28 protein-coding genes are annotated in these 23,334 nt (G+C 70.9%); 12 read left to right on the forward strand and 16 right to left on the reverse strand.

The genetic code is table 11. The features are described from left to right. Positions 1-192 precede the first annotated feature (192 nt). Complete coding sequence (locus EV190_RS02740) at positions 193-684, reverse strand: ATP-binding protein (protein ID WP_243742294.1); 492 nt, start codon at positions 682-684, stop codon at positions 193-195. A gap of 134 nt (positions 685-818) precedes the next feature. Here EV190_RS02740 and EV190_RS02745 point away from each other — a divergent pair, with 134 nt between their 5' ends. Both EV190_RS02745 and EV190_RS02750 read left to right on the forward strand, forming a co-directional pair. Then, complete coding sequence (locus EV190_RS02745; protein ID WP_133739781.1) at positions 819-1,676, forward strand: helix-turn-helix domain-containing protein; 858 nt, start codon at positions 819-821, stop codon at positions 1,674-1,676. Positions 1,677-1,679: 3 nt separating this feature from the next. Next, a complete protein-coding gene (locus EV190_RS02750; RefSeq protein ID WP_133739782.1) occupies positions 1,680-1,937 on the forward strand; it encodes a DUF397 domain-containing protein in 258 nt (85 codons plus the stop codon). A gap of 170 nt (positions 1,938-2,107) precedes the next feature. Here the strand turns inward: EV190_RS02750 and folE are convergent, their stop codons facing one another. The 6 genes from folE to EV190_RS02780 form a co-directional block, all read right to left on the reverse strand. Continuing rightward, positions 2,108-2,731: a GTP cyclohydrolase I FolE gene (gene folE / locus EV190_RS02755; RefSeq protein ID WP_133739783.1), complete on the reverse strand. Its 624-nt coding sequence runs from the start codon at positions 2,729-2,731 to the stop codon at positions 2,108-2,110. Beyond that, positions 2,728-4,767, reverse strand: coding sequence for an ATP-dependent zinc metalloprotease FtsH (gene ftsH, locus EV190_RS02760; protein WP_133739784.1), 2,040 nt, complete (start codon positions 4,765-4,767; stop codon positions 2,728-2,730). Before ftsH ends, folE begins: the two co-directional genes overlap by 4 nt. Positions 4,768-5,132: 365 nt before the next feature. Further along, positions 5,133-5,684, reverse strand: a complete 552-nt coding sequence (hpt, locus tag EV190_RS02765; RefSeq protein WP_133739785.1) for a hypoxanthine phosphoribosyltransferase — start codon at positions 5,682-5,684, stop codon at positions 5,133-5,135. A 102-nt stretch (positions 5,685-5,786) separates the two neighbouring features. Continuing rightward, positions 5,787-6,776, reverse strand: coding sequence for a tRNA lysidine(34) synthetase TilS (gene tilS / locus EV190_RS02770; protein WP_133739786.1), 990 nt, complete (start codon positions 6,774-6,776; stop codon positions 5,787-5,789). A gap of 14 nt (positions 6,777-6,790) precedes the next feature. Then, positions 6,791-7,939 carry a zinc-dependent metalloprotease gene (locus tag EV190_RS02775; protein WP_133740142.1) on the reverse strand — a complete coding sequence of 383 codons (1,149 nt, stop codon included), beginning with the start codon at positions 7,937-7,939 and terminating at the stop codon, positions 6,791-6,793. Positions 7,940-8,055: 116 nt separating this feature from the next. Next, positions 8,056-8,253, reverse strand: a complete 198-nt coding sequence (locus EV190_RS02780) for a DUF5957 family protein (RefSeq protein WP_133739787.1) — start codon at positions 8,251-8,253, stop codon at positions 8,056-8,058. A gap of 223 nt (positions 8,254-8,476) precedes the next feature. Here EV190_RS02780 and EV190_RS02785 point away from each other — a divergent pair, with 223 nt between their 5' ends. Next, on the forward strand, positions 8,477-8,851 hold the full coding sequence (locus EV190_RS02785) for a hypothetical protein (RefSeq protein ID WP_133739788.1): 375 nt from the start codon (positions 8,477-8,479) through the stop codon (positions 8,849-8,851). An 8-nt stretch (positions 8,852-8,859) separates the two neighbouring features. Here EV190_RS02785 and EV190_RS02790 read toward each other — a convergent pair whose 3' ends face one another. Next, positions 8,860-9,405, reverse strand: a complete 546-nt coding sequence (locus EV190_RS02790; protein ID WP_133739789.1) for a hypothetical protein — start codon at positions 9,403-9,405, stop codon at positions 8,860-8,862. An 812-nt stretch (positions 9,406-10,217) separates the two neighbouring features. Here EV190_RS02790 and EV190_RS02795 point away from each other — a divergent pair. Together EV190_RS02795 and EV190_RS02800 are read left to right on the forward strand one after the other, a co-directional pair. After that, a complete protein-coding gene (locus EV190_RS02795) occupies positions 10,218-10,829 on the forward strand; it encodes a hypothetical protein (RefSeq protein ID WP_243742295.1) in 612 nt (203 codons plus the stop codon). Positions 10,830-10,925: 96 nt separating this feature from the next. Beyond that, a complete protein-coding gene (locus tag EV190_RS02800; protein WP_133739791.1) occupies positions 10,926-11,501 on the forward strand; it encodes a sigma-70 family RNA polymerase sigma factor in 576 nt (191 codons plus the stop codon). A gap of 60 nt (positions 11,502-11,561) precedes the next feature. Here EV190_RS02800 and EV190_RS02805 read toward each other — a convergent pair whose 3' ends face one another. Next, a complete protein-coding gene (locus tag EV190_RS02805; RefSeq protein WP_133739792.1) occupies positions 11,562-12,080 on the reverse strand; it encodes an inorganic diphosphatase in 519 nt (172 codons plus the stop codon). A gap of 117 nt (positions 12,081-12,197) precedes the next feature. Between EV190_RS02805 and dacB the strand changes: the two genes are divergently transcribed. Continuing rightward, on the forward strand, positions 12,198-13,529 hold the full coding sequence (gene dacB, locus EV190_RS02810) for a D-alanyl-D-alanine carboxypeptidase/D-alanyl-D-alanine endopeptidase (protein ID WP_394345482.1): 1,332 nt from the start codon (positions 12,198-12,200) through the stop codon (positions 13,527-13,529). Positions 13,530-13,613: 84 nt separating this feature from the next. Here the strand turns inward: dacB and EV190_RS02815 are convergent, their stop codons facing one another. Further along, the gene (locus EV190_RS02815) at positions 13,614-13,826 is read right to left on the reverse strand and encodes a hypothetical protein (RefSeq protein ID WP_133739794.1); all 213 of its coding nucleotides are present in this window, start codon (positions 13,824-13,826) and stop codon (positions 13,614-13,616) included. Between the two features lie 137 nt (positions 13,827-13,963). Between EV190_RS02815 and EV190_RS02820 the strand changes: the two genes are divergently transcribed. The 3 genes from EV190_RS02820 to EV190_RS23245 all read left to right on the forward strand — a co-directional run bounded on the left by EV190_RS02820 (position 13,964) and on the right by EV190_RS23245 (position 16,891). Beyond that, a complete protein-coding gene (locus tag EV190_RS02820) occupies positions 13,964-14,707 on the forward strand; it encodes an exonuclease domain-containing protein (RefSeq protein WP_133739795.1) in 744 nt (247 codons plus the stop codon). Positions 14,708-14,903: 196 nt separating this feature from the next. Continuing rightward, positions 14,904-16,721 carry a BCCT family transporter gene (locus EV190_RS02825; RefSeq protein WP_133739796.1) on the forward strand — a complete coding sequence of 606 codons (1,818 nt, stop codon included), beginning with the start codon at positions 14,904-14,906 and terminating at the stop codon, positions 16,719-16,721. 17 nt (positions 16,722-16,738) lie between these two features. Continuing rightward, positions 16,739-16,891, forward strand: a complete 153-nt coding sequence (locus EV190_RS23245) for a hypothetical protein (protein ID WP_166655357.1) — start codon at positions 16,739-16,741, stop codon at positions 16,889-16,891. 52 nt (positions 16,892-16,943) lie between these two features. Here EV190_RS23245 and EV190_RS02830 read toward each other — a convergent pair whose 3' ends face one another. The 3 genes from EV190_RS02830 to hemC form a co-directional block, all read right to left on the reverse strand. Further along, entirely contained in the window at positions 16,944-17,678 is a 735-nt protein-coding gene (locus tag EV190_RS02830; RefSeq protein ID WP_133739797.1) for a YidC/Oxa1 family membrane protein insertase, read from the reverse strand. A gap of 124 nt (positions 17,679-17,802) precedes the next feature. Continuing rightward, positions 17,803-18,081, reverse strand: coding sequence for a DUF6412 domain-containing protein (locus EV190_RS02835; RefSeq protein WP_133739798.1), 279 nt, complete (start codon positions 18,079-18,081; stop codon positions 17,803-17,805). Positions 18,082-18,172: 91 nt separating this feature from the next. Continuing rightward, positions 18,173-19,114 (reverse strand): hydroxymethylbilane synthase, encoded by a 942-nt coding sequence (hemC, locus tag EV190_RS02840; protein ID WP_166655358.1) that lies wholly within the window; start codon positions 19,112-19,114, stop codon positions 18,173-18,175. Between the two features lie 213 nt (positions 19,115-19,327). On the opposite strand from hemC, the gene EV190_RS02845 reads away from it, so the two are divergent. Next, positions 19,328-19,645, forward strand: a complete 318-nt coding sequence (locus tag EV190_RS02845; RefSeq protein WP_133739800.1) for a hypothetical protein — start codon at positions 19,328-19,330, stop codon at positions 19,643-19,645. A 294-nt stretch (positions 19,646-19,939) separates the two neighbouring features. On the opposite strand, the gene EV190_RS02850 is transcribed toward EV190_RS02845, so the two are convergent. Continuing rightward, on the reverse strand, positions 19,940-20,221 hold the full coding sequence (locus EV190_RS02850; protein ID WP_133739801.1) for a MerR family transcriptional regulator: 282 nt from the start codon (positions 20,219-20,221) through the stop codon (positions 19,940-19,942). A gap of 190 nt (positions 20,222-20,411) precedes the next feature. Here EV190_RS02850 and EV190_RS02855 point away from each other — a divergent pair, with 190 nt between their 5' ends. Next, positions 20,412-20,846 (forward strand): Hsp20/alpha crystallin family protein, encoded by a 435-nt coding sequence (locus EV190_RS02855; RefSeq protein ID WP_166655359.1) that lies wholly within the window; start codon positions 20,412-20,414, stop codon positions 20,844-20,846. A 100-nt stretch (positions 20,847-20,946) separates the two neighbouring features. On the opposite strand, the gene EV190_RS02860 is transcribed toward EV190_RS02855, so the two are convergent. After that, positions 20,947-21,426, reverse strand: a complete 480-nt coding sequence (locus EV190_RS02860; protein WP_243742296.1) for a C40 family peptidase — start codon at positions 21,424-21,426, stop codon at positions 20,947-20,949. 569 nt (positions 21,427-21,995) lie between these two features. Continuing rightward, complete coding sequence (locus EV190_RS02865; RefSeq protein WP_394345483.1) at positions 21,996-22,622, reverse strand: TetR/AcrR family transcriptional regulator; 627 nt, start codon at positions 22,620-22,622, stop codon at positions 21,996-21,998. Positions 22,623-22,872: 250 nt separating this feature from the next. Here EV190_RS02865 and EV190_RS02870 point away from each other — a divergent pair, with 250 nt between their 5' ends. Further along, positions 22,873-23,322 carry a GNAT family N-acetyltransferase gene (locus EV190_RS02870; RefSeq protein ID WP_133739803.1) on the forward strand — a complete coding sequence of 150 codons (450 nt, stop codon included), beginning with the start codon at positions 22,873-22,875 and terminating at the stop codon, positions 23,320-23,322. Positions 23,323-23,334: the final 12 nt, after the last annotated feature.

Consider the following 23,334-nt stretch of genomic DNA (forward strand, 5'->3'; position numbering starts at 1 on the left):
TCCGGTGTCGAGAGTGCCGAGAGCGGCGGGGATGCCGAGGGCACCGGGGGTGCCCGGGGTGGGGCGGTTGGCGCTCCGGTTGTCCGTGGTGTCCGTTTTTCTCGGTGATCTTGACGTTTTCGGGGTCTCAACCGCGTCCGAGGCCCCGAAAACGTCAAGATCACCGAGGAGACGCCGCCCGGCGGCTGCGGTTCAGGCGGTGTGCACGAACCGGGGCAGCCCGGCGGGGACCTGTGCGGGGTCCAGGGGTAGGTCGGCCCACACCACCAGGCCCAGGTTCAACGTGGGGTGGGCGTACACCGGGTAGAAGCCCCAGCCTTTTGCGATCGCCGACACCATGAGCAGGCCCCGGTGCCGCTCCGACTCGAACCAGTCGTCCCCCGCCAGTTCCGGAATGGTCGGCCGGGTGTCGGTGAAGCCGCCGTCGGCGACCTCCACCCGCAGCAGCCCCGCCTCGGGCAGCGACAACCGCCGCACCACCTCCCCGCCCTCGCCTCCGGAGGCGGTGTACTCCACCGCGTTGGCGAACAGCTCCGAGACGCACAACTCCACGTCATTTACCAGCAAAGCCGCGAACCCGGACAGGTCTTTGCGCACGTGCGAACGCACGACAGCGGCTTGCTTCAACGATCCCTCGTAGATACGCGGCTCCCACCGCACCGGCGCGAACACCCCAGACGACACCACGGACACCCCAAGTCGGGCTGGAACGCGTCCGAAGTGGACGCGATCACAGTCAACCTCAAGAAATAAGCAAATGCAATCTGCATTTACAAATTCCTTTGGATTGATTACCCTGGGGCACAAGGAGCGGCAGGATGAGTGCCATGACGACAAGAACTCCGACTGTGGCCCAATGGCAGCTTTCAACCGAGCTGCGCAACTTGCGCGGCGAAAGGAAGCTCGCTGAGATCGCGAAGGCCATCAAGGTGAACTCCTCCACCGTCTCCAGGTGGGAGACACCCGGGGTTGAAGGAGTGATCCCGGGGCCAGGAAGTCTGGAACGGCTTCTGCAGTACTACGACCTCGATGAACAGGCGATCTCACGCTTCATCGCCATGCGTAAGGAAGCCAGGACTCCCGGGTGGTGGCAGTCCAGTGGCGTTGCCGAGGACTACGGGACCTATATCGGCCTGGAGACCGCAGCCAAGCGCATCAAGACCCACGAGGCCACGCTCATCCCGGGGCTGCTTCAGACGGAGGACTACGTACGTGCCCTCTTCAAAGGAACGATGCCCGAAGCCGGACCAGACTTGGTCGACTCGGCGTTGGAGGTACGACTCACCCGGCAGAAGACCTGGCGTGAAAACCGTACGCACCTGTGGGCGATCGTGAGTGAAACGGCGATCCGTACGGTTCTCGGAGGGCCGAAGCTCATGGCACGGCAATTGCGGCACCTCATCGAGGCGGCAGAGGAACCGAACGTGATGCTCCAAGTCCTGCCGTTCGAGGTCGGGGCGCACGCCGCCCTGGAGATTGGCGGTTTCACGATCCTGGCCCTCGAAGAGCTCACCGTTCTGGTCACGGTAACGGACAACGTTAGCCTTTTCAGGGACCAACCGTACGATTTGGAACGGCACTCAGAGGCGTTTGAGCGACTGAGCGCTGACGCCTGGCGTCCCGCCCAAACGATCGAGTTCTTGGCCGAGACGGCCAAGACCCTGGAGGAGGAATGAGCGATGCGAGCCTCACACCTGACGTGGTTCAAGAGCAGCTACAGCGGCACCTCGTCCAACTGCGTTGAAGTCGCCCACGTCCCCACCGGCTTCCGCACGTCCAGCTACAGGCAGGGACGCTCGCAGAACTGCGTCGAGGTCGCCGACACCCCCGGAGCGTCCGCCGTGCGCGACACCCGGAACCGCCACCTCGGCGCGCTCCTCTTCGACTCCGCCGAGTGGCGCGCCTTCCTCTCCGCCACCAAGCACGACACCCTCTGATCCCTCGCTGATCTTGACCTTTCCGGGGTCTCGGAGGCGGCTGAGACCCCGGAAAGGTCAAGATCAGCGGGGAGGCCCTCGGAAAGCGTGTTCTCCGGAGCCGAACGGAGAAGGCGGGCCGCCCCTGTTCGGGGCGGCCCGCCTTCGCGTGCTCTCGTGGACGCGCCGGGTCAGCGGCGGCCCAGGATGAGGCTCATCGCCTCGGCGCGGGTCCTGTCGCTGTCCCGGAAGCCGCCGCGCACGGCGGAGGTCAGCGTCTTGGCGCCGGGCTTGCGCACGCCGCGCATGGTCATGCACAGGTGCTCGGCCTCGATGACCACGATGACGCCGCGCGGCTTCAGGTTCGTCATGAGGGCGTCGGCGATCTGCGTGGTCAGGCGCTCCTGCACCTGCGGGCGGCGGGCGTAGACGTCCACCAGGCGGGCCAGCTTGGACAGCCCGGTGATCTGGCCCTCGGCGCTCGGGATGTACCCGATGTGCGCCACCCCGTAGAACGGGACGAGGTGGTGCTCGCAGGTCGAGTACATCTCGATGTCCCTGACCAGCACCATCTCCTCGTGCCCGGCCTCGAACACCGTGGTCAGGACGTCCTCGGGACGCTGGTCCAGGCCCGCGAACTGCTCGGCGTAGGCCCGGGCCACCCGCGCCGGGGTGTCCAGGAGGCCGTCCCGGTCCGGGTCCTCGCCGATGGCCAGCAGGATCTCCCGGACCGCCTTCTCGATGCGGTGCTGGTCGACCCCCGCGGGCGGCAGGGGCTCCGCGTAGTCGCCGGCCTCCTCGTGGTACCCGCTCACGCCAGGTCCTCCGGCTCTCCCTCGGCGCCGGAACCGGCGACGCCGTTGGCGCGCTCCTCCCAGGCTCCGCCCCGGGACACCTGGCCGTTGGGCGCGGTCAGCTCCTCGACGTCCTTGGGTCCCATGAGCGCGAGCTCCTTGGGGGTGAGCACCGGCGGCTTGTCGGAGGGCAGCCGCTTGCCGTAGCCCTTGTACGACCCGCGCGACGGGCGCTTGCGCACCGGCGCGAAGATCTCCAGGACCTGCTCCTTGGACAGGGTCTCCTTGTCCAGGAGGTGCAGGACCAGGTCGTCGAGGACCTCGCGGTACTCGACCAGGATCTCCCAGGCCTCGTCGTGCGCGGACTCGATGAGGCGGCGCACCTCCTCGTCGATGAGGGAGGCGATCTCCTCGGAGTACTCGCGGCTGTGCGCCATCTCCCGGCCCAGGAACGGCTCGGTGTTGCCGTTGCCGAACTTGCGGGCGCCCAGGCGCTCGCTCATCCCGTACTCGGTGACCATGTTGCGGGCCAGCGTGGTGGCCTTGTCGATGTCGTTGGCGGCACCGGTGGTGGGCTCGTGGAAGACGAGCTCCTCGGCGGTGCGGCCGCCCAGCATCATGGCCAGCTGGTCCATCATCTCCGAGCGGGAGGTGAGGAACTTGTCCTCCATCGGGAGCGACATGGTGTACCCGAGCGCGCGGCCGCGCGGCAGGATCGTGATCTTGTGCACCGGGTCGGCGTTGGGCAGCGCGTGCCCGACGAGGGCGTGGCCGCCCTCGTGGTAGGCGATGACCTTCTTCTCCGCGTCCGACATGACCCTGGTCTTGCGCTCGGGGCCGGCCATGACGCGGTCGATGGCCTCCTCGAGGGTGTCCATGTCGATCTGGTCGCGGCCGCCCCGGGCGGACAGCAGCGCGCCCTCGTTGATGACGTTGGCCAGGTCCGCGCCGGTGAATCCGGGGGTGCGCCGGGCGATGACGTCCAGGTCCACGTCGGGCGCCAGCGGCTTGCCCTGGGCGTGCACCCGGAGGACGCCCTTACGGCCCTCCATGTCGGGGCGGTCCACCACGATCTGGCGGTCGAAGCGGCCGGGACGCAGCAGCGCGGGGTCGAGGATGTCGGGACGGTTCGTGGCGGCGATCAGGATGACGCCGCCCTTGACGTCGAAGCCGTCCATCTCCACGAGCATCTGGTTCAGGGTCTGCTCGCGCTCGTCGTGGCCGCCGCCCATGCCCGCGCCGCGGTGGCGGCCGACGGCGTCGATCTCGTCGACGAAGACGATCGCCGGGGCGTTGGCCTTGGCCTGCTCGAACAGGTCCCGCACGCGGGAGGCGCCCACGCCGACGAACATCTCGACGAAGTCGGAACCCGAGATGGAGTAGAACGGCACCCCGGCCTCGCCCGCGACCGCCCTGGCCAGCAGGGTCTTGCCGGTTCCCGGAGGCCCGTACAGGAGCACGCCCTTGGGGATCTTGGCGCCCATGCTCTGGAACTTCGCGGGGTTCTGCAGGAACTCCTTGATCTCGTGGAGCTCCTCGATCGCCTCGTCCGCGCCGGCGACGTCGGCGAAGGTGGTCTTGGGGGTGTCCTTGGAGATGAGCTTGGCCTTGGACTTGCCGAAGTTCATGACCCGGGAGCCGCCGCCCTGCATCTGGTTCATGATGAAGAAGAAGAGGGCGAGGATCAGGATCAGCGGCAGGAAGCTGAACAGCAGGGACACCCAGATGCTGTCTCCGGGGACCTCGACGTCGTAGGCCTCCAGGTTGCCGTCTTGGTTGCTCTGGAGACTCTGCGCGAGCTCATAGCCCTGTCCGCTCACCCAGTAGGCCTCGTACAGGTCGCCGTCGACGGTGGTCAGCTCGACGCGCTGATCCTTGTCGATGATTTTGGCGTCCCTGACCTGGTCCTGCTCGATCAGGGAGAAGACCTGGGAAGTATCGGTCTTGACGTGCTCGGGCGCACTGCCCCAGCCCATGAGCTGGGACGCCACCAGAAGCATCAGCAAGATGGCGATGAACCACAGCCACGGTCCACGGTACAAACGCTTCAGATTCATCTATACGGAACCCCGCCGGGCCCGTCCCTCCTGACGCGGTCCGCTCCGTGAACCCAGAGACAGTCGGTGCGGGGAACCGTCGGGCCGGACGACGAGCGCCGTACCCAGAACTCCACCGTTCCACCGCAGTGCCTCATGCCGGCCACCAGAAGCGGACCTATCGGACATGTGCTCCCTACAATGATGCCGGGATAATCGACGGTACACCCTGATCCGCCCGAGCCACCTACTCGATGCCGGGGCCGTAACCGGTGATGTCCCGTCATGACGCCAACGTCCACCGGTGCCCTTGTTGTTCCCGCTCGGCGCATCGCGTTGCCGGGCTCCGGGCGCGCGGCGCGCCCGGAGCCCGGAGCCCGGACGGATCAGCTGTACATGTGCGGCGCGAGCGTGCCGATGAACGGAAGGTTCCGGTACTTCTCGGCGTAGTCCAGGCCGTATCCGATGATGAACTCGTTCGGCAGGTCGAAGCCGACGTACCGGACCTCCAGGTCGACGTCCAGCGCCAGCGGCTTGCGCACCATGGTGCAGATCTCCACCGACGCCGGCCCCCGGGACCTGAGGTTGCCGACCAGCCAGGACAGCGTCAGGCCGGAGTCGATGACGTCCTCGACGATCAGCACGTTGCGGTTCTGGATGTCGGTGTCGAGGTCCTTGAGGATGCGGACCACTCCCGAGGAGTTGGTGCCCGCGCCGTAGGAGGAGACCGCCATCCAGTCCATCGCGCAGGGGTGGTGCAGCTCCCGCGCCAGGTCGGCCATGACCATGACCGCGCCCTTGAGGACACCGACGAGCAGCAGGTCCCTGCCCGCGTAGTCGGCGTCGATCTCGGCGGCCATCTCCCGGTGCCTGGTCCTGATCTGCTCTTCGGTGACCAGAACCTTCTCCAGGGCGTCGCCCATGTCTTTCGCGTCCACGCTTACAAGTCCTCGCTGCTCAGCTCGCGGTTGCTGGAACGCCAACCAGGATAGACGCGCCGAGCGGCCGCACCGTCAGCGCGGCGGGCCGCGCGGCCGCGGTCAGGGACCGCCCTCCTCGTCGGCGGAGACGACGATACGCCCGTCCGAGCGGCGGCCTCTGCGCACCCCGGGCAGGTCGACGTGGGCCTGGCCCCTCCAGTCGGTGACGAGCCGGTCCAGTTCGAAGACGTGCCGCGCCGTGAGCGCCCCCGCCGGGCAGCCCGCCGCCAGCGCCGCCCGGCGCAGCACCCGGCTGCGGACGGCGCGCGGCAGTCCGGCGAGCTCGGCGACGTCCAGCGCGGCCGGACCGCGCCGCGCCCGCTCCTCCGCCTCCTCAGCCCAGGCGTCCAGGGCGTCGGCGTCGTCGCGCAGCAGCCCGGCGGTGCGGGCCAGCGCCTCGGCGATCCCCGGCCCGAGCACCCGCTCCAGGGCGGGCAGCGCGTCGTGCCGCACCCGCGACCGGGTGTAGGCGGGGTCCGCGTTGTGCGGGTCGGCCCAGGCCCTGAGGTCCATGAGCGCGGCGGCCGCGTGCACGGTGCGCCGGTCCAGGTCCAGCAGCGGGCGAAGGTAGCGGCCCGAGCGCGCGGCCATCCCGGCCAGCGATCGGGCGCCCGACCCCCGGGCCAGCCGCAGCAGCACCGTCTCGGCCTGGTCGTCCCGGGTGTGGCCGAGCAGGACCACGGTGGCGCGGTGGGTGTCGGCGGCCCGCTCCAGGGCCGCGTAGCGCGCGGTCCGCGCCGCGCCCTCGGGCCCGCCCTCCGTTCCGACGGCCACCGCGATCCGCTCCACCGGATCCAGTCCGAGGCCGCGGAGCACGGCGGCGACGTCCTCGGCCCGCTCGGCGGAGCCCTCCTGCAGGCCGTGGTCCACGGTGACCCCGCCGGCGCGCAGCCCGAGCCGCGGCGCGACGAACGCCGTCGCCCCGGCCAGGGCCAGCGAGTCGGCTCCGCCGCTGCAGGCCACCAGTACGAGGTCGCCCGCCGCCAGCCCGGACAGCGCGCGGCGCACGGCCACCCGCACCCGCGCGACGGCCGGCGGCGGTCCGGTCACGTACTCTCCTCGGGTCAGGCTCCGGGCGCGGTCGTTCCGGTGTCCGCGCCGCCGTCGGCCTCCCCGTCGGGCTCGGCGTCTCCCGTGGTGATCGGGACGGGGGGGTGCAGGACGCGGGAGATCCACGCCTCGGGCTCGCGGATCTCCGCCAGCGTGGGCAGCGTCTCGGGCGACTCCCACACCTTGTTGAAGTCCGCCATTCCGACACGCGCGACCACCGTTCGCACGAAGGCCGCGCCCTCCTCGTACTGCTTCATCTTCAGGTCGAAGCCCAGCAGCTGCCGGATGACCTTGTCGATCCGGTTGCCGCCCTCACGGCGGCGCTGGAAGCGGCGGCGGATCTCGGCAACGGTCGGCACCACCTGGGGACCGACCGCGTCCATCACGTAGTCGCCGTGCCCCTCGGCCAGCGTCATGACGGCGGTGATGCGATCCAGGATCTCGCTCTGCTCGGCGCTCTGGAAGACGTCGATGAGGTTGGCCTCGTTGCCGCGGACCGCGTCCGCGACGGCCTCGCCGATCGCGCGCAGGCGGTCCAGGAAGACGGAGGCGTCCAGGTTCGACGCGCTCAGGTACAGGCGCATCTGCTCCTGCACGTAGTCGCGCAGCCACGGGTTGGCGGTGAACTGGGTGCGGTGCGTCTCCTCGTGCAGGCACACCCAGAGGCGGAAGTCGTGCGGGTCGACGCCGAGCTCGCGCTCGGCGTGCACGATGTTGGGGGCGACGAGGGTGAGGCGCCCGGTCGGGGCCCTGCCGTCGGGGTCCGGCGGCAGGAACAGCTCGTACTGGCCGAGCACCCGCCCGGCGAGGTAGGAGAGCACCGCGCCGAGCTGCACGCCGGTGACCCGCGAGCCGACCGCGGTGGTGATGCTGCCCGCGGTGGAACCGGCCAGGCGGTCGCCGCCGAGGCTGTCGAGGATGGGTTCCAGGACCACCCGGAAGCCTTCGACGTTCGCCTTGATCCACCCGGGGCGGTCGACGATGACCGCGGGACCTGCGGGCTCCAGGCTGTTCATGCCGGTGAACTCGCGCACGTGGTGCTGCGCGGTCACGGAGAGTTCGCGCAGCTGGGCAACTGCCTGGCGGGCCTCGGTGAGGTCCACCTGCGGGCCCGGCCGCACGAGGCGGACACCAGTGTTGACGGCTACGTCCCAGTCGATCAGAGTCACGCCTTCACCGTACCCACTGGGCCACCGCGAATCGGGGATCCCGCCGTGAATCAGGGGATTTCTCAGGGCGCCCCCGAGCGGGAGGCCGGGGTGCCCGGCCGGTTCGGCGCTCACCCGGAGGCGCTCCGCCGACGCCGGTGCAGCAGCGGGGCGACGACCGCGAAGACCAGCGCGAACAGCAAGGGTGTGAACCTGAGCACCGTGAGCTCTTCGGGTGGCACCCCCAGGGCCAGGTGCGCGACGACGGCGACGACCTCCGAGAGCACGAGGCCGCCGACGAACCCTCCCAGCAGACCGAGAACAGCCACTCCGGCCACCTTCAGCATCCCCGCACCCCTTTCCCTCGTCGTGTCACCCCCGACGCTAGGACGCGACAGCGCCGCCCGTCGTCACCCGCCGGGACCCATCGGCCCTACCCCTCTCGCGGCAGCCTCGGGGAAGCCGCTACTCCGACGGGGGAAGCCGGGACACGCCGGGACACGCCGGACTCCGATCGAACACGGGTTCGAACGCTTGCGATATGCTCGGGCCATGGCCGACCAGCAGTTGCCCGAGGAGTGGCCCGCGGGGGTCCGCCCGCCCTGGGCCGAGGACTTCGCCGAGAGCGCGGCCGAGTGGCTGTTCGACCTGGTGCCCGCGGACTACCGGTTGCACGGGGTGCTGCGCAGGCATCCGGTGGCGCTCTCCCGGCTGGCGCTGCGGCACGTCGAGGCCTGTCTGGAGGCCGCTCGAGAGGGCTACCGCACGGCCCGGGTGGACCTGGGCGGCCACGTGCCCCCGCCCGTACTCGACCAGGTCATGCACGCCTACCTCACCGAGGGCCGGCGGCTGGCGGGCGCGCTGCGCGCGGTCGGGCACGTGGACGGGGCGCTGCGCGCCGCCTCACCCGGGACGACCGCCGGATGAGCGGCCCGTCAGGCGGTGACCCGGACGACCACGGCCGTCTCGGTACCGGTGTTGACCAGCTGGTGCCCGCCCGCGCTGCCGAGCACACGGGCCCGGCGCTCGGCCAGCTCCTGCACCGCCAGCAGCCTCCCGCCGTCGCCGGTGACCACCGCGTGGGCGCGGCCGCTCACCAGGTAGAGCACGTCGGACGCGGACACGGACGGGCGCGCGCCGGTCAGCGGGACGAACCCGTTGGGCTCCAGCGCCACCACGGTCACCCGCATCCGGCCGCGGGTGTGGCGGCGGGCGGCCCGCGGCGCCAACTGCCAGCGCCCCCGGCGCCCCGGCCACAGGGCCCGGTCGGCCAGCGCCTCGGCGGCCCCCCTGGCCGCCGTCACGAGGCGGCCGACGGTCGGCAGCGCGCGGGTGGACAGGTGTGTGTAGCCGCTGCGCTCCCCCGCCATCACGATGTCGCCGATCCCGTTGAACGAGTCGGCGAGGGTGTCGCCCCGTTCGGGGAGCAGGTCCGTGGCGGCAGCGGAGACGGGGCTGGTGGTGGAAACGTCGTAAGACACCGGTGGTGGTCCTTCGTGGCCGAAGACCGCGCGCCCGGGTGCGGGGCCGCGCGGGGAGAGTGCTGCGGGCCCGTGTCCGACGCGCGTGCGGCGAAGGGACCGGGCGGGAGCGCGCGATGGCGCGGAGCGGACGGGGTCACCCCTGACGGGGGCGGACATCCCGCCGAACGAGGTCGATCAGCGGATCAACGACAACACGAGGAGACCGAACACAGCGCACTGGCCACACGGCGGAAGGCCACGGGGGCCTTCCGGGCCATGACCGGCCGGACCTGGAGAGTGCGCGGATGCATGGTGGTAAGCAGACCAATCCCGGCAGGCGATGTCAAGTCGGCGCGGAGCGCCGGGATGTCACCCTTCTCACGTTCGCGGAACATGTCGGCACATGTCCGCAGAACCGCCGCCCGGGAGTTCCCCCCGGACCGCAACTCCCGATGTGCGCCGGCCAGTTTTTCGGCAAACTCATTGCGATTCCGAGGGTTCGGGTGATGGCATTGGGCACTACCGGGGTTGCTGGGACTCCGATGCCGCGTGGCCCGGAGACCGCACGACGCGGGGCGGCGCGAATCCGCCCACACCAGAACACGGCTTTCCACGTCCCGCGGGAGCGGCCACCGCCCGCCCGCGGACCGCGAGGAGAGACACTCGGCCGGTCCGAGGCAGCGGCGTGACCGGCTCGGCCGGTCCGCGCCACGCCCCGACCGGCCCGCAGAGCCAAGGACGGCGACCCCGGTCCACGGGGCTCGCGCCGGAGGTGACACGTGGGGCAGGGCGGACACCCTCGTCCGGAAGGACCCGGGCGACCCGCCGTCGTGTCCGACTCGGTCGGCGCGCGGCTGACGCGGTTCGCCGCCCGGTCCCTGTTCGTGCTGGCCGCAGGCGTCATGGCGGGCGGCTTCCTCGGCTGGCGCGCGGGCCTCCTGGTAGCGGCGCTGGTCGCGCTCAGCCATCCGCTGCTGGCCGTGCTCGGCCCGCGCCTGCGCGCGCCGTACGGACGTGGACGGCTGCTGCGCGCGCTGCACCGCAACGGCTACCACGTGATCCCCGACGGGCACTCCCGGCATCTGGCGGTGGGCCCCGGCGGCGTCTACCTGCTGGAGACCCGCGTGTGGCAGCACGCGGTGTCCTGGAACGGCGACGACTGGATGGTCGGGAACCGGCCGGCGGCCCACGTGGTGGAGCGGCTCGGCTCCCACGCCGCCCGGCTGGAGCACCTCCTGCACCTGGCCGAGGACTGGCCGGGAATCTCGGTGGTGCCGGTGGTCATGGTCGCGGGCCGCCTGCCCGAGCCGGTGATGCGCGCGGGCCGGACGATCATCGCCCGCCCTCGCAGCGCGGTCGGACACGTCCTGGCCCAGCCGACCGTCCTGGATCCGAGGGAGGTGGACGGCGTCGCGGAGCGGATCGACCACCTGGTCCGCTGATCCCGCCCCCTTGGACATCCGATGATCCAGGGTCTTTTGTCCCTGATCTTGCGGAAAAGCCGGTACCGGACACGGAGTGACCGTAATTTTGTGTCCATGACGGACCGGGAGCTCTTCAGGGCGCTGCGATCGAGCGGATACACCGCGGCGCACGCCTGCGGCCTGCTCTTCGACGCGTACGGCGAGGAACTGTACAGGCATTGCCGGGCGGCACTCGGCGACGACGACTCGGCACAGAGCGCGCTGCGCGACACCGTCATCGTCGCCAGGGCGCATATCGGGCGGCTTGCCGACCCCCGGCTGCTGCGGGAGTGGCTCCTCGCCCTCGCCGACGCCGAGTGCGCGCGGCACGCGCCCGTCCCGGACCGCTTCTGCGGTCCGCGGCCGCGGACCGCCGCCGCGGCGGACGCCGAGTCCGCCGCGCGGCCCGCGGCGCTGCGCGTCCGGGTGCTGAGCGGGGCCGCCGCCCCTGAACTGACCGGATACCGCGACCACGTGGCGACCAGGGCGGACCACTTCGACCGGCGGGGCTTCCCCCTCCCCGCCTCGGTCGAACGAACGCCGGGGCCCGGTTCCTACCTGGTCCCCGGACTGGTCGTCAGCGTCGGAGTACTGCTGGCGCTGGCCCTGGTGCTGGTCCGGCTGGCGGCCGGAGCCACCTGGTTCGGCTAGCGGCGCGTCTCGCGGACCACCTCGGGCGCGCGTGCGCCCGGAACGGTCCGAGGACGCCTCCTAGTCCAGCTTGAAGTGCGTGGTGTCCCCGTGGTGCCCGTGGTCGGCCGCGCGCTTGATGGAGTTCTTGATCTCCTCCTCGGCGTCGTGCCGGCCCACCCAGGTCGCGCCCTCGACCGACTTGCCCGGCTCCAGGTCCTTGTAGACGCTGAAGAAGTGCTGGATCTCCAGCCGCTCGAACTCGTTGACGTGGTGAATGTCACGGAGGTGCTCCATGCGCGGGTCCGTGGACGGCACGCACAGCACCTTGTCGTCACCGCCGGCCTCGTCGCGCATGCGGAACATGCCGATGGCGCGGCATCGGATCAGGCAGCCGGGGAAGGTGGAGTGCTTGAGCAGAACGAGAGCGTCCAGGGGGTCGCCGTCGTCGCCCAGGGTCCCTTCGATGAACCCGTAGTCGGCGGGGTAACTGGTCGAGGTGAAGAGCATGCGGTCCAGCCGGATGCGGCCGGTCTCATGGTCCATCTCGTACTTGTTTCGCTCACCTTTAGGGATTTCGATCGTAACGTCGAATTCCATGCTGTTTCTCGGCTCCCCTTGCGACTAGTGTCGCTGCATAGTTCACAGGTTTCTCGCGATGCCAACGTAAGGCAGGTACCGGAAGTGCGGCACGATCGGGTTTGGGCTCTCCTCACCTTGGCGCTGCTCAACGTATTCGTGCTGACCACCGGCCTGGTCGCCCGCGATGTGATCGCTGCGCGCCCGCCGGAGACCGTACCTTTTCCCGTTGCGGACGCCGAGACGGTTCCGCTTCCGGCGGCCGCGGACGCCGCGACCGTCGATCCGGCTCGGCTCGCGGATAAGCTCGATGATCCCATGGCGCTCTCGGGGATCGGCGAGGGGCTCTCCGCATACGTCGTCGACGCGGAGACCCACCAGGAACTCTACGCGCGCGACGAGAGCACCGGCGTGGTCCCGGCCTCCACCACCAAGGTGGTCACCGCCGTGGCCGTCCTCCACTCCGTCGGCCCCGACGCCCGCATCACCACCGAGGTCGTCCAGGGCGCGGCCCCCGGCGAGGTCGTCCTCGTCGGCGCGGGGGACACCACCCTCACCGAGACCGCCGACCCGGACCGCTACCCCCGCCTGGCCTCCCTCGAGGAACTCGCCGCGGACACCGCGGACGCCCTGGAGGCCGCGGGCGTCACGTCGGTCCGGGTGGGCTACGACGACTCCGCCTACTCCGGCGAGGCGCTCGCCCCCGGCTGGAAGCAGGGCTACATCGACGAGGGCAGCACCGCCGCGGTGCACGCGCTGATGCTGGACGGCGGCCGGATCGACCGCGACGACAAGTACAGCTCGCGGGTGGACGACCCGCCGCTGGCCGCGGCCGAGGCGTTCGCCCGGCAGCTGTCCCGGGCGGGCGTCACCGTGGAGGGCACCCCGCGGCCCGCCGAGGCCGCCGACGACGCCGCCCTCCTGGCCGACGCCGCGTCACCGACGATCTCCGCCCTGGTGGAGTGGATGATGACGCACAGCGAGAACAACATCGCCGAGGCCCTGGCCCGGCAGACCGCCCTCGCCAGGGGGATGGAGCCCAGTTTCGGCGGAGGCGCGGAGGCGACGCACGCGGTCATGGCCGAACTCGGCGTCGAGGGCGTGCGGGTCAGCGACGGCAGCGGCCTGTCGGTGGAGAACCGGATCAGCGCCGAGGCCCTGGTGGAGCTGCTCCTGCTCGCCTCCGACCCCGAACGCCCCGAGTTGTACTCCACACTCTCGGGCCTGCCCACCGCCCGCGCCACCGGGAGCCTCGCCTACCGCTACACGCCCGACGGGGGCGCCGCCGCGGGCGCGGGCGTGGTCCGCGCCAAGACCGGGACACTCAACGGGGTCAGCGCGCTCACCGGAACCGCCTACGACGCGGACGGCCGCCTGCTGGTGTTCGCGTTCGTGGCCAACGACCCCGCCGCGACGGGCACCGCCCTCGACCTGTTCGCCGCCGCCCTGGCCGAGTGCGGCTGCTCCTGAGTTTCCCGGTGTTCGTGGCCTTGTCGGGGTCTCGGCCGCTTCCGAGACCCCGACAAGGCCACGAACACCGGGAAGAACCCCCTGCTAGGTGGCCGCGCCTCCGGCCGTCTCCTCTTCCTTCCGGCGTTCGAGTTCGACCCTGATCGCGTTCTCCGCCGCGTCCACCGAGGCCCGGGCGGTGATCGCGTTCGTGTGCGCCCGTTCCAGATCCCCGAGCGCGATGCAGTCGAACGTCACCCGCGCGTCGTGGATGGCCTGCTCCAGTTGGCGTGACGCCTCTTCGAGTCCGACGCTCATACTCTCCCCCTGATCCACGAGTCCCATGAACGATCAATATGCCCAGGCGTCCTCGTGGTACTCACCGGAGACGGATCCGCCTGCGGAGTGCGGCCGAACCGGTCCGTAACGTCTCTACCCGCCGATAAGTTCGCCTCATGACGGACAACAGCGTGACCGCGACCGACTGGCTCCTGCGCCCGCTGGCGGCCTTCGACCTCGAGACGACCGGCGTGGACCTCGAACAGGACCGCATCGTGACCGCCGCCGTGATCGAGACCGCCGCTGACGGGACCCCCACCGCCGAATGGTCCTGGCTGGTCGATCCCGGGGTGGAGATTCCCGAGGCCGCCGCCGCCATCCACGGCGTCACCACCGAGCGGGCCGTCGCCGAGGGCGTGCCCGCCGCCGGGGCCGTCGCCGAGATCACCGGCGTGCTGGAGCGGATCCTGTCCTCCGGAACCCCGCTGGCCATCATGAACGCGCCCTTCGACCTGACGATCCTGGACCGCGAGTGCCGACGGCACGGCGTCGTCCCGCTGTCGGAGCGGCTGACCGAACTCGGACCGGTCCTGGACCCGCTGGTGCTGGACAAGCACGTGGACCGCTACCGCAAGGGCAAGCGCAACCTGGAGGCGCTGTGCGCGCACTACCGGGTCCGCCACGGCGGAGCGCACGAAGCGGGCGCCGACGCCGCGGCCGCCGCCGCGGTGACCAGGCGCATCGGCCGGTCCGCCTCCCGGCTGGCCGGGATGTCCCCGTCCGAACTGCACGGCCTCCAGGTCCGCGCCGCGGCCGACCAGGCCGCTTCCTTCCAGGCGTACCTGCGGCGCAGCGGCCGGACCGACGCCCTGATCGACCCGTCCTGGCCGCTGTCCCCCGTCCCCTCCGACGCGGTGTGACCGCCCCGTCGCCCCGACCCGTCCCCCGGAACCGCGGTTCCGCGTCGGCCGTCCGGGCAACGGCCCGGCCCGGACACCGCAAATACCCGGCCGGGTCCGCATAACAGCCCCTGACCGGGGCAGCAGGCTGCGCAGATGTTCCAATGCTCTGCTCTCCTGCCGGTAAGGAGGCGGCGCGTGCACGCGCCGGTTCGCCGTGGTACGACAAGAACCCCATCCATCCGGGGAGCCGGCTCACACCTCTCCCTCCGACGCGCGGGACCTGCTGTGGGAGCCGCCGCCGGTTCCCGCGGCCGATCTGACTCCCCGCACCGACTGGGTCGTCTTCGCCGTGGCGGCGGTCCTGACCCTGGCCTTCGTCCTCTGGGGCGCGTTCGCCGGGGGGTCGCTGGGCGCCATCTCCGACACCCTGCTCGGAGGCCTGCTCCACTACGGCGGCTGGGGGTTCGTGCTCTCCGCGTCGACCTTCGTGGTGATCGCGCTGTGGCTGGCGTTCAGCAAGTACGGCCGGATCACCCTGGGCCGGGACGACGAGGAGCCCGAGTACAACACGGTGTCCTGGATCTCGATGCTCTTCGCGACCGGCATGGGCATCGGGATGATGTTCTACGGGGTGGCCGAACCGCTGACCCACTACGTCTCGCCCCCGCCGGGGACCGGGGGCGGCAGCGGGGAGCAGCAGGCCATGACCGCGATGGCCACCACGCTGTTCCACTGGTCCCTGCACCCGTGGGCGATCTACGCGGTGGTCGGCCTGGCCATCGCCTACGGCACCTACCGTCGCGGGCGCCGCCAGCTGATCAGCGCGGCGTTCATCCCGCTGATCGGGGAGAAGGCCGCCGACGGACCGGTCGGCAAGCTGATCGACGTGCTCGCCATCTTCGCCACCCTGTTCGGCTCGGCGTGCTCGCTGGGCCTGGGCGCGCTCCAGATCGCGGGCGGGTTCCAGATCCTGGGCTGGGTGGAGCTCGCCACCACCGGCCTGCTCGTCGGCATCATCGCGGCGCTGATGGCCTGCTTCCTGCTCTCGGCGCTGTCCGGGGTGAGCAAGGGCATCCAGTGGCTCTCCAACATCAACATGGTCATGGCCGCGCTGCTGATGGTCTTCATCCTGGCGGTGGGGCCGACCGTGTACATCCTGGACCTGATCCCGGGCACGGTGGGCAGCTACTTCCAGGACTTCTTCTCGATGGCGGGGCGCACCGACGCCGCGGGCGGGGAGAGGACCGCCACGTGGCTCGCGACGTGGACGGTCTTCTACTGGGCCTGGTGGATCTCCTGGACCCCGTTCGTCGGGCTGTTCATCGGCAAGATCAGCCGCGGCCGCACCATCCGGCAGTTCGTGGCGGGCGTCATCCTGGTCCCCAGCGTGGTCAGCCTGGTCTGGTTCACCGTGCTCGGCGGCACCGCGATCGACCTTCAGGCCTCGGGGGTGGACCTGGCCTCACAGGGCGGGATCGAGGAGCAGCTGTACGGGCTGCTGGCGAACTTCCCCTGGGCCACGGCGGTGAGCGTGCTGGCCGCGCTGCTGGTCGCGATCTTCTTCGTGACCGGCGCGGACTCGGCCTCGATCGTGATGGGGACGCTGTCCCAGCGTGGCGCGAACGACCCCCGGCGACCCATGACGGCGTTCTGGGGCGTGCTGATCGCCGCGGTCGCCGCGATCATGCTGGTGGTCGGGCAGGGGGAGGGAAACGCCCTCGAGGGCCTGCAGAGGATCACCATCCTGGTGGCCGCGCCCTGGACGATCGTGATGCTCCTGCTGTGCCTGTCGCTGCTGAGGGACCTGCGGAACGACCCGCTGATCATGCGTTCGCACAAGGCGCGCGAGGTGGTGGCGGCCGCCGTCGTCACCGGTGCGCAGGTCTACGACGGCGAGTTCCGGATCGACGTCTCGGCCGCGGACGAGAAGGGGTCGAGGCGGGTCGGTGTGGAACCGGTGCGCGGATCGCGTCGGGCCCCGAATAGCGAGGGCGACGAGGGTAGTGGTGACGGCAGGACATCCCGACCCTGACCCCCGCGGAGGATTCGATGCTGCGACTGATCCTGCTCCTACTCGCCGTCTGGCTGGTTCTCGCCGTTCTCGGCCTCGTCGTCAAGGGCCTGTTCTGGCTGTTCGTCATCGGCGCCGTGCTGTTCGCGGCGACCGCGGTCTGGGGCTGGTTCCAGAACCAGCGGCGGTGACGCGGCGGCGCCGCGGGCTGGTCCGGCCCGCGGCGCCCGCACCCGCGCCGGATCAGCCCGCCGGGACGATCCGGCGCAGGGTGGTCCGTTCGGCCACCGTCCAGGCGGTGCTCGTGACCAGGTAGACCCCTGCCGCGAGCGGGGCGACGAAGGCCACCAGGAGGACGGTGTAGGGCAGATAGCCGACAACGCCCATCCCCGGCAACTGCTGCTGCCCGCCCGCCGCGCCCTCGGCGAGGGCCGGGAGGGTCAGCCAGCGCCTGGTCGCCCAGGCCCCGGCCGCCAGCAGCGCGAGCAGCACCGCGAAGACCAGGACCGGTCCGACGCTCCCGCCCCCGAGGGTCTGGGTGAGGGTCGACCCCAGCGGAACCCCGGCCAGGCGGTGCGCGAGCAGCCCGTTGGGCTCGCCTCCGACACTGGAGGTCACGAACAGGCCGTACAGGGCGATGAACACCGGGGTCTGGGCGAGCCCGGGCAGGCAGCCCGCGAGCGGGGAGGTGCCCTCCTTCGCGTAGAGCTTCCGGGTCTCCTCCACCAGCTTCTCGGGCTTCTTGCCGTACCGTTCGCGCAGTACGGCGAGTTGCGGCGCGAGCCGGGCCCTGGCCTTCTCCCCGCGCACCTGGAGGTAGTTGAGCGGGAGCACGAGCAGTCGGACGAGGACGGTCAGGCAGACGATGGCGACGGCGGCGGACGCCGTCCCGAGCGTCGGGGTGAGAGCATCGGTCAGAACGGTGACGACGGTGTGGGCGGCGCTGATGGCAGCGGCGATCGGTCCGAACGTGTACATGGGTTGGCCCCTCGGCTGGAAGATCGGTCACAGGCGAGAAGGCCGCGTCGGACAACGGGAGAGGGGACCGGTTCCCCGGAAGGGGTCAGCCGGTCGGCGGGGGTCGCCCGGTCACGCGGCCTCTTCAGGCCGCGCCGGGGGCTCGGGGCCGGGGTTTTCCCGAGGCGTCGGGATCTCGGGAGACGATGGCGCCCGCGCGTCGCTCCCGTCGGCGCATCGCGCCGCGCCGGGCGTGGATCTCGGTCTCGCTGAGCGGCCGGACGCCGTACCCGTGCGCCGTGATCCACACGACGGCCGCGCCGACCGCCAGGACCGCCAGCACCGTCGCGAGGGACCCCACACCGAGCTGTGTGCCGTCCAGCCCGAAGAAGAGCACCTGGAGGAGCGCGTAGCCGAAGTCCATACCGCTCCCTTCCCGAGTCGAGGCCCGCTACAGAGACGTTCGGGGCGGGGAAAGGGTTCCCGCGGTCCGGATCGGACCGCGGGACACGGGGTCAGGCCCCGATGAGGGCGCCGACCCCGCGGCTGAGCAGCGCGGCGGAGACGCGGGTGCCCAGGCGGGTGGGGCGGTTGGGGGCGTCGTGCTCCCGGACCTCGACGAGGTGCCTGCCGTCCCGGGTGAAGGCCATCCCGCGCAGGGCGAGCCTGCCGTCGGGCAGGGTCTCGCAGTGGCCGGCGATGGGGCTGTCGTAGTGCGCCTTCAGCCCGTGCTGGAGGGTGCGCTCGGCGGTGACGTGGGAACGGGTGACCGGGTCGTCGACCGTGTAGAGCAGGTCTGCGAGGCGGACGTCGTCGGTCCTGCACGCCACCCCGACCGCCGCCGCGCCGATCGGCGGGCACATCACGGCCAGGCTCAGCGTCTCCACGGCCCGTCCGGGGGCGAGAGGACGGGCGATCTCCGACCGGGCCAGGACGACGGCCTCGTAGCCCGCACCGGCGTCGAGGGCGTCGATCTGGCTGTCCGCGTCGCCGGAGGTGGTGCGCACGCGCAGGTCGGGGCGGTACCGCAGGAGCTGCCCGCAGCGGTGCACCGAGGAGGCGCCCACCGCGCTGCCCCGGGGGAGTTCGGCGAGGGAGCGGTAGGGCGAGCCCGTCCGGAAGACCGCGGCGTCGTGGATGTCCTCGCGGCGCAGGTAGGCGCCGAAGGTGAGGCCCTCGGGAACGGTGCAGTCGCTGGGGACCTCCTTCATCCAGTGCACCGCGAGATCGATCCGGCCCTCGAGGAGCTGCCTGTCCAGCTCGTGCTTTGCCGCGGCGCGCCCGTGCAGCGAGGCGAACCCGCCCGCGCGGCGCTCAGCGGCCGTTTCGATGGTGGTGACCTCCGTCTCGACCTCGGGGAGGGTCTTGGCCAGCAGGTCGCGTACCTGGAGTGCGTGTACACGGGCTGTGGGGGATGTGCGGGTACCGATGCGCAACAGCTCTTGTTCTACGGACACACTCACAAAGATAGGCAAATCACGCGCCCTCCAGCGGGAATTTAACAAGCTCGAAACATCGAAATCCGGCATTGGAACCTCGCGTCCCTCCCGCCCCGAACAAGAATCGGAACGAAAACGGCGACACACCACCCGAAGACCTTCTGTTCACCCAGGGTGACGGTTAAACAGCCATAGGAAGAAACCCGCGCCACCCGACCGAGGAAGTCAACCGTGCCGATCCGCCCGCAGAACCTCGCCACCATGTCCGCCACCATCGCGGGAGCCGCGAGCTCGGCCGCCAACCGCCGTCCGGGGGCCGGTCCGGTGACGGTCGTCTTCGAGACGGGGTACCGGCAGGTGGTCGAGGGGCCCACCGGACGCCCCCTCGCGCACGGCCAGGGCGGGATCGTGGCGCTGGAGACCGGGGAGGACACCCGCCACACCCTGTTCGCGGGCGCCACCTGCCATCCCACCCTGCTCCTGCGCTCGGGCCGCGGCCCCGCCGCCTTCGAGGTCCCGGTCCGGGCGGGTTCGATAAAGATCGGGTGAACCGCGGAAAGGGACGGTTCCCCACACCGCCCTCCCCGTCCTCTTCCTCGCGCTCGCGGAAAAGGACGGAAAGACCGTTCGGCACCGCACCGGTCGGCGCAGAAACGCGGACACGTCCGCGATGACCGTTTTTCCCGGCGTTCTCGGCCTTTTCGTCCCCAAACGCCTTGGGGCCTCGAAAAGGACGTGGACACCGGGGAGACCGCCGCGAGCCGGACGTTCCTCCGCGCTCCCGCCCGGCCCCGCCGCTCCGGGCACGAACCCATGGACGGCCCGCCTCGCGGACCTCCGGCGCTACGGCGTGTCGGCCTCGCGGAGGCGGGTGTTCTCGTCCTGGAGGTCGAGGATGCGCCGTACCCCGGCGAGGTTGACTCCCTGGTCGACGAGGGCGGTGACACGGCGCGACCGGACGATGTCGTTGTCGCTGTACAGGCGGGTCCCCCCGCTCGTGCGCGTGGGGGCGAGGAGCCCGAGGTTCTCGTACGACCGCAGGGTGCGAGGGGAGACCCCGGCGAGCTGGGCCGCCACCGAGATGGTGTACAGAGCGCGGTCGGGGTCGGGGTGGTCCGGGGTCATCGTCGCGGTTCCCGCTCTGCCCTCCCGGTGCCCGGGGTGTCCTGGCGACGACCCCCCACCAGGTGCGGAGTGTCCCGGTCAAGCACGGTCGACCTCCTCTCGGTCAGTGATTTACCTGCCTGACGGTGTTTAACCTACAACGGTCGCGGTATAAAACCTGCGTCGGCAAGCATCAAGTCTACTGGCAGCAATGGAGGTGTCCCTGATGCTGATGCGTACCGACCCCTTCCGCGAGTTCGACCGGATCACCCAGCGCCTCTTCGAAGGCGCGCAGGCCGGCGCGATGCCGCTGGACGCCTACCGGGACGGCGAGACCTTCGTGGTCCACTTCGACCTTCCCGGAGTGCGCGCGGACTCGATCGACCTGGAGGTCGAGCGCAACGTCCTCACGGTCCGGGCCGAACGCGGCAGCGTGACCGACGGGTACGAGACGGTCGTCGCCGAGCGCCCTTCGGGAACCTTCTCCCGCCAGCTGTTCCTCGGCGAGACCCTCGACACCGCGAACATCTCCGCCGAGTACACCGACGGCGTCCTCACCCTGCGCGTCCCCGTGGCCGAGCAGGCCAAGCCGCGCAAGATCAGCGTCGTCGGGGGTTCCGGCCAGGCCAGGCAGATCAACGCCTGAGATCTGGCGGGGCTCCGCCCGCGCGGTCCGTCGGGTCGTCTGATCCGTACACGCGAAGCGGAGGGACCGGGTCCCGGTCCCTCCGCTTCGCGTGTACGGATCAGACGACCCGACGGGCGGAGTGGAAGTGGGTGGTGTAGTGCCCGACCATGCTCTCGACCTGTACCCTCCGGCCGGGCTTGGGCGCGTGGATCATCTTGTCGTCACCGACGTATATGCCGACGTGGCTGATCCTGGAGTAGAAGAAGACCAGGTCACCGGGCTGCAGATTCGAGCGGGACACCGGAGTGCCCTGCTTGACCTGTTCATAGGTCGTGCGTTTGAGCGTCACCCCGGCCTGTCTGTACGACCACTGCACGAGCCCCGAACAGTCGAAGGAGCTCGGCCCCGTGCCGCCGCGCCTGTACGGCGAGCCGATCTTGCTGCGGGCGTACCTGACGACCTCCTCCGTGACCTCGTGGCTGTGCGAGGGCCTGCTCTCCCGCACCTCCCGAACCTGGCCCGCCGCGTGGCCCGCTCCCACCAGTCCGACCGACGCGGCCATCGCCAGCGTCGAGAGGGCCGTGGCGACCCGGACCATGGCGCGCAGACCGTTATCTCTCCGCGACCGACCAAAACCCCTGCTGCAGAACATCACGATTTTCCCCAAGTAAATGGACAAGTAGCACATTCACCCAACGAGGTGAATGTCGCTGCCCACCGAAACACACGGGAATGACTGCTTCGGAAATGAAAAAGAGGTCGGCGTGTCGTTGCGAATCACTTTTCAGCCCCGCTCTGAAGCGAGGAATACGGAACTCGCGGAACGCGCCCACCGGTCCGCGCGCCGACGGCCCCGCCGCGGGCGCGCCCTTCCCGGCGGGCGGCGGACGCCACCGGGAAACCCCCTGTCCGGCAGCGGGTCCACTCCTCCCCGGAGGGTCGGCCCGGCAGCCCGGAATGATCCGATGACCCATTGACCGAAAAGGCGCGGGCCATGATCCGAATCCGCTACCGAATCCCGGTTCGCGGCCCTGTGGAAAACTCCGCGACCGGCACCCCGCATGCGGTTTGTTGACTGCCCGTTGACTCTTTCAGAACCGCGGCCGCCCCCCGCGAGAAGGGCTCAGGAAGGGTGATATCGTCCATGTTTCGGGGGATATCCGAACGTCATCCGCCCGGGGACACGGACTCCTCCAGGCAGGCCTCGATGATCCGGGTGAACCGTTCGGTCAGCTCCCGCCGGTCACACTCGGCGAACGCGGCCCCGCCCTCGACCCGGCGCAGCCCCGCCAGGCCCAGCACGACGGCCGCCACCGACAAGGCCCGTGTCCGGGCGCCGGCCCCGCCCAGGTACTTCTCCAGCGGTTCCAGGACCGCGGACTTGAGGCGCTCGTCGTAGACCGCCTTGAGGTCGGGGTCGCCGCTCGCCCCGTCCAGCGCCCGCTGCAGCGGCGTGGCCTCACCGTGCACCCGGGCCGCCAGCCGCTCGGCGATGCGGCGCGCCAGTGTGGCGGGGTCGCCCTCGAAGACCCCCGGATAGACCGCCTCGCCGGCGATGACCTCCGCGAGGAGCCCGCGCTTGGCCCCGAAGTACCGGTTGATCAGGGCGACGTTCACCCCCGCGTGCGCGGCGATGCGCCGCGACGACACCTGCGTGTAGCCGTCGGCGGTGAACAGCTCCCGCGCGCTGTCCAGGATGCGTCGGCGCGTCGCCGCCCGGTCGCGCACCCGGGCGGAGTCCGCCGCGCACTCCCGCGCCGTCTCGGACCGGTCCATCCCAGGGCCCCCGCTCACGTCCGGCGCGCCTCTCCGCGCTTCCCCATCATGGGGCATCCGGTCCGCGTGCCGCCAACCGGCCTTCTTGACGTGTAAGCGCCGTCCACCCGCGTCGGCGGGGTCCTCCCCGCGCGACGGCACGGCCGCGCCCCGCCGCCCCTCGCGGCGGCGCTCTTCCCGCGCCCCGCTCCGCCGCGGCCGGGGGGCCGAGCGCTATGGGTGCTGCTGTGAGGCATCGCCAGCCTTGTCGGCTACGATGCCGAAAGCCATGATTATCCGTGCGGCCATCCGGTCTGACCTCGGCGCGATTCTGCGGCTCTTGCGTGACCTGGGCGATACCGCTCCCGCGCAGAGTGGCACCGTTCGCATGTCCTCGGCGGCGGTCCGGGCCTGGACCCGGATCGAGAACGACCCCGAGCGCACCGTGCTGGTCGCCGAGCGCCGCGGGCAGATCATCGGCACCCTCGACCTGATCGTGGTCGCCAACCTCACGCACGACGCCCAGCCGTGGGCCGTCATCGACAACGTGGTGGTCGACGCGGCCTGCCGGCGCACCGGGATCGGCCGGGCCCTGATGGACGACGCGGTGGTCCGCGCCGCTCGGGCCGGGTGCTACAAGGTCGAACTGCTCTCCCACGAGAGCCGCGACGGCGCGCACCCCTTCTGCCTCGCGATGGGCTTCTCGAACTCCGCCGAGGGCTTCCGCCGCTACCTGTGATCCTCCCCGCCC

The organism is Actinorugispora endophytica (assembly GCF_004363075.1).
In the GTDB taxonomy this organism is placed as follows: Bacteria; Actinomycetota; Actinomycetes; order Streptosporangiales; family Streptosporangiaceae; genus Actinorugispora; species Actinorugispora endophytica.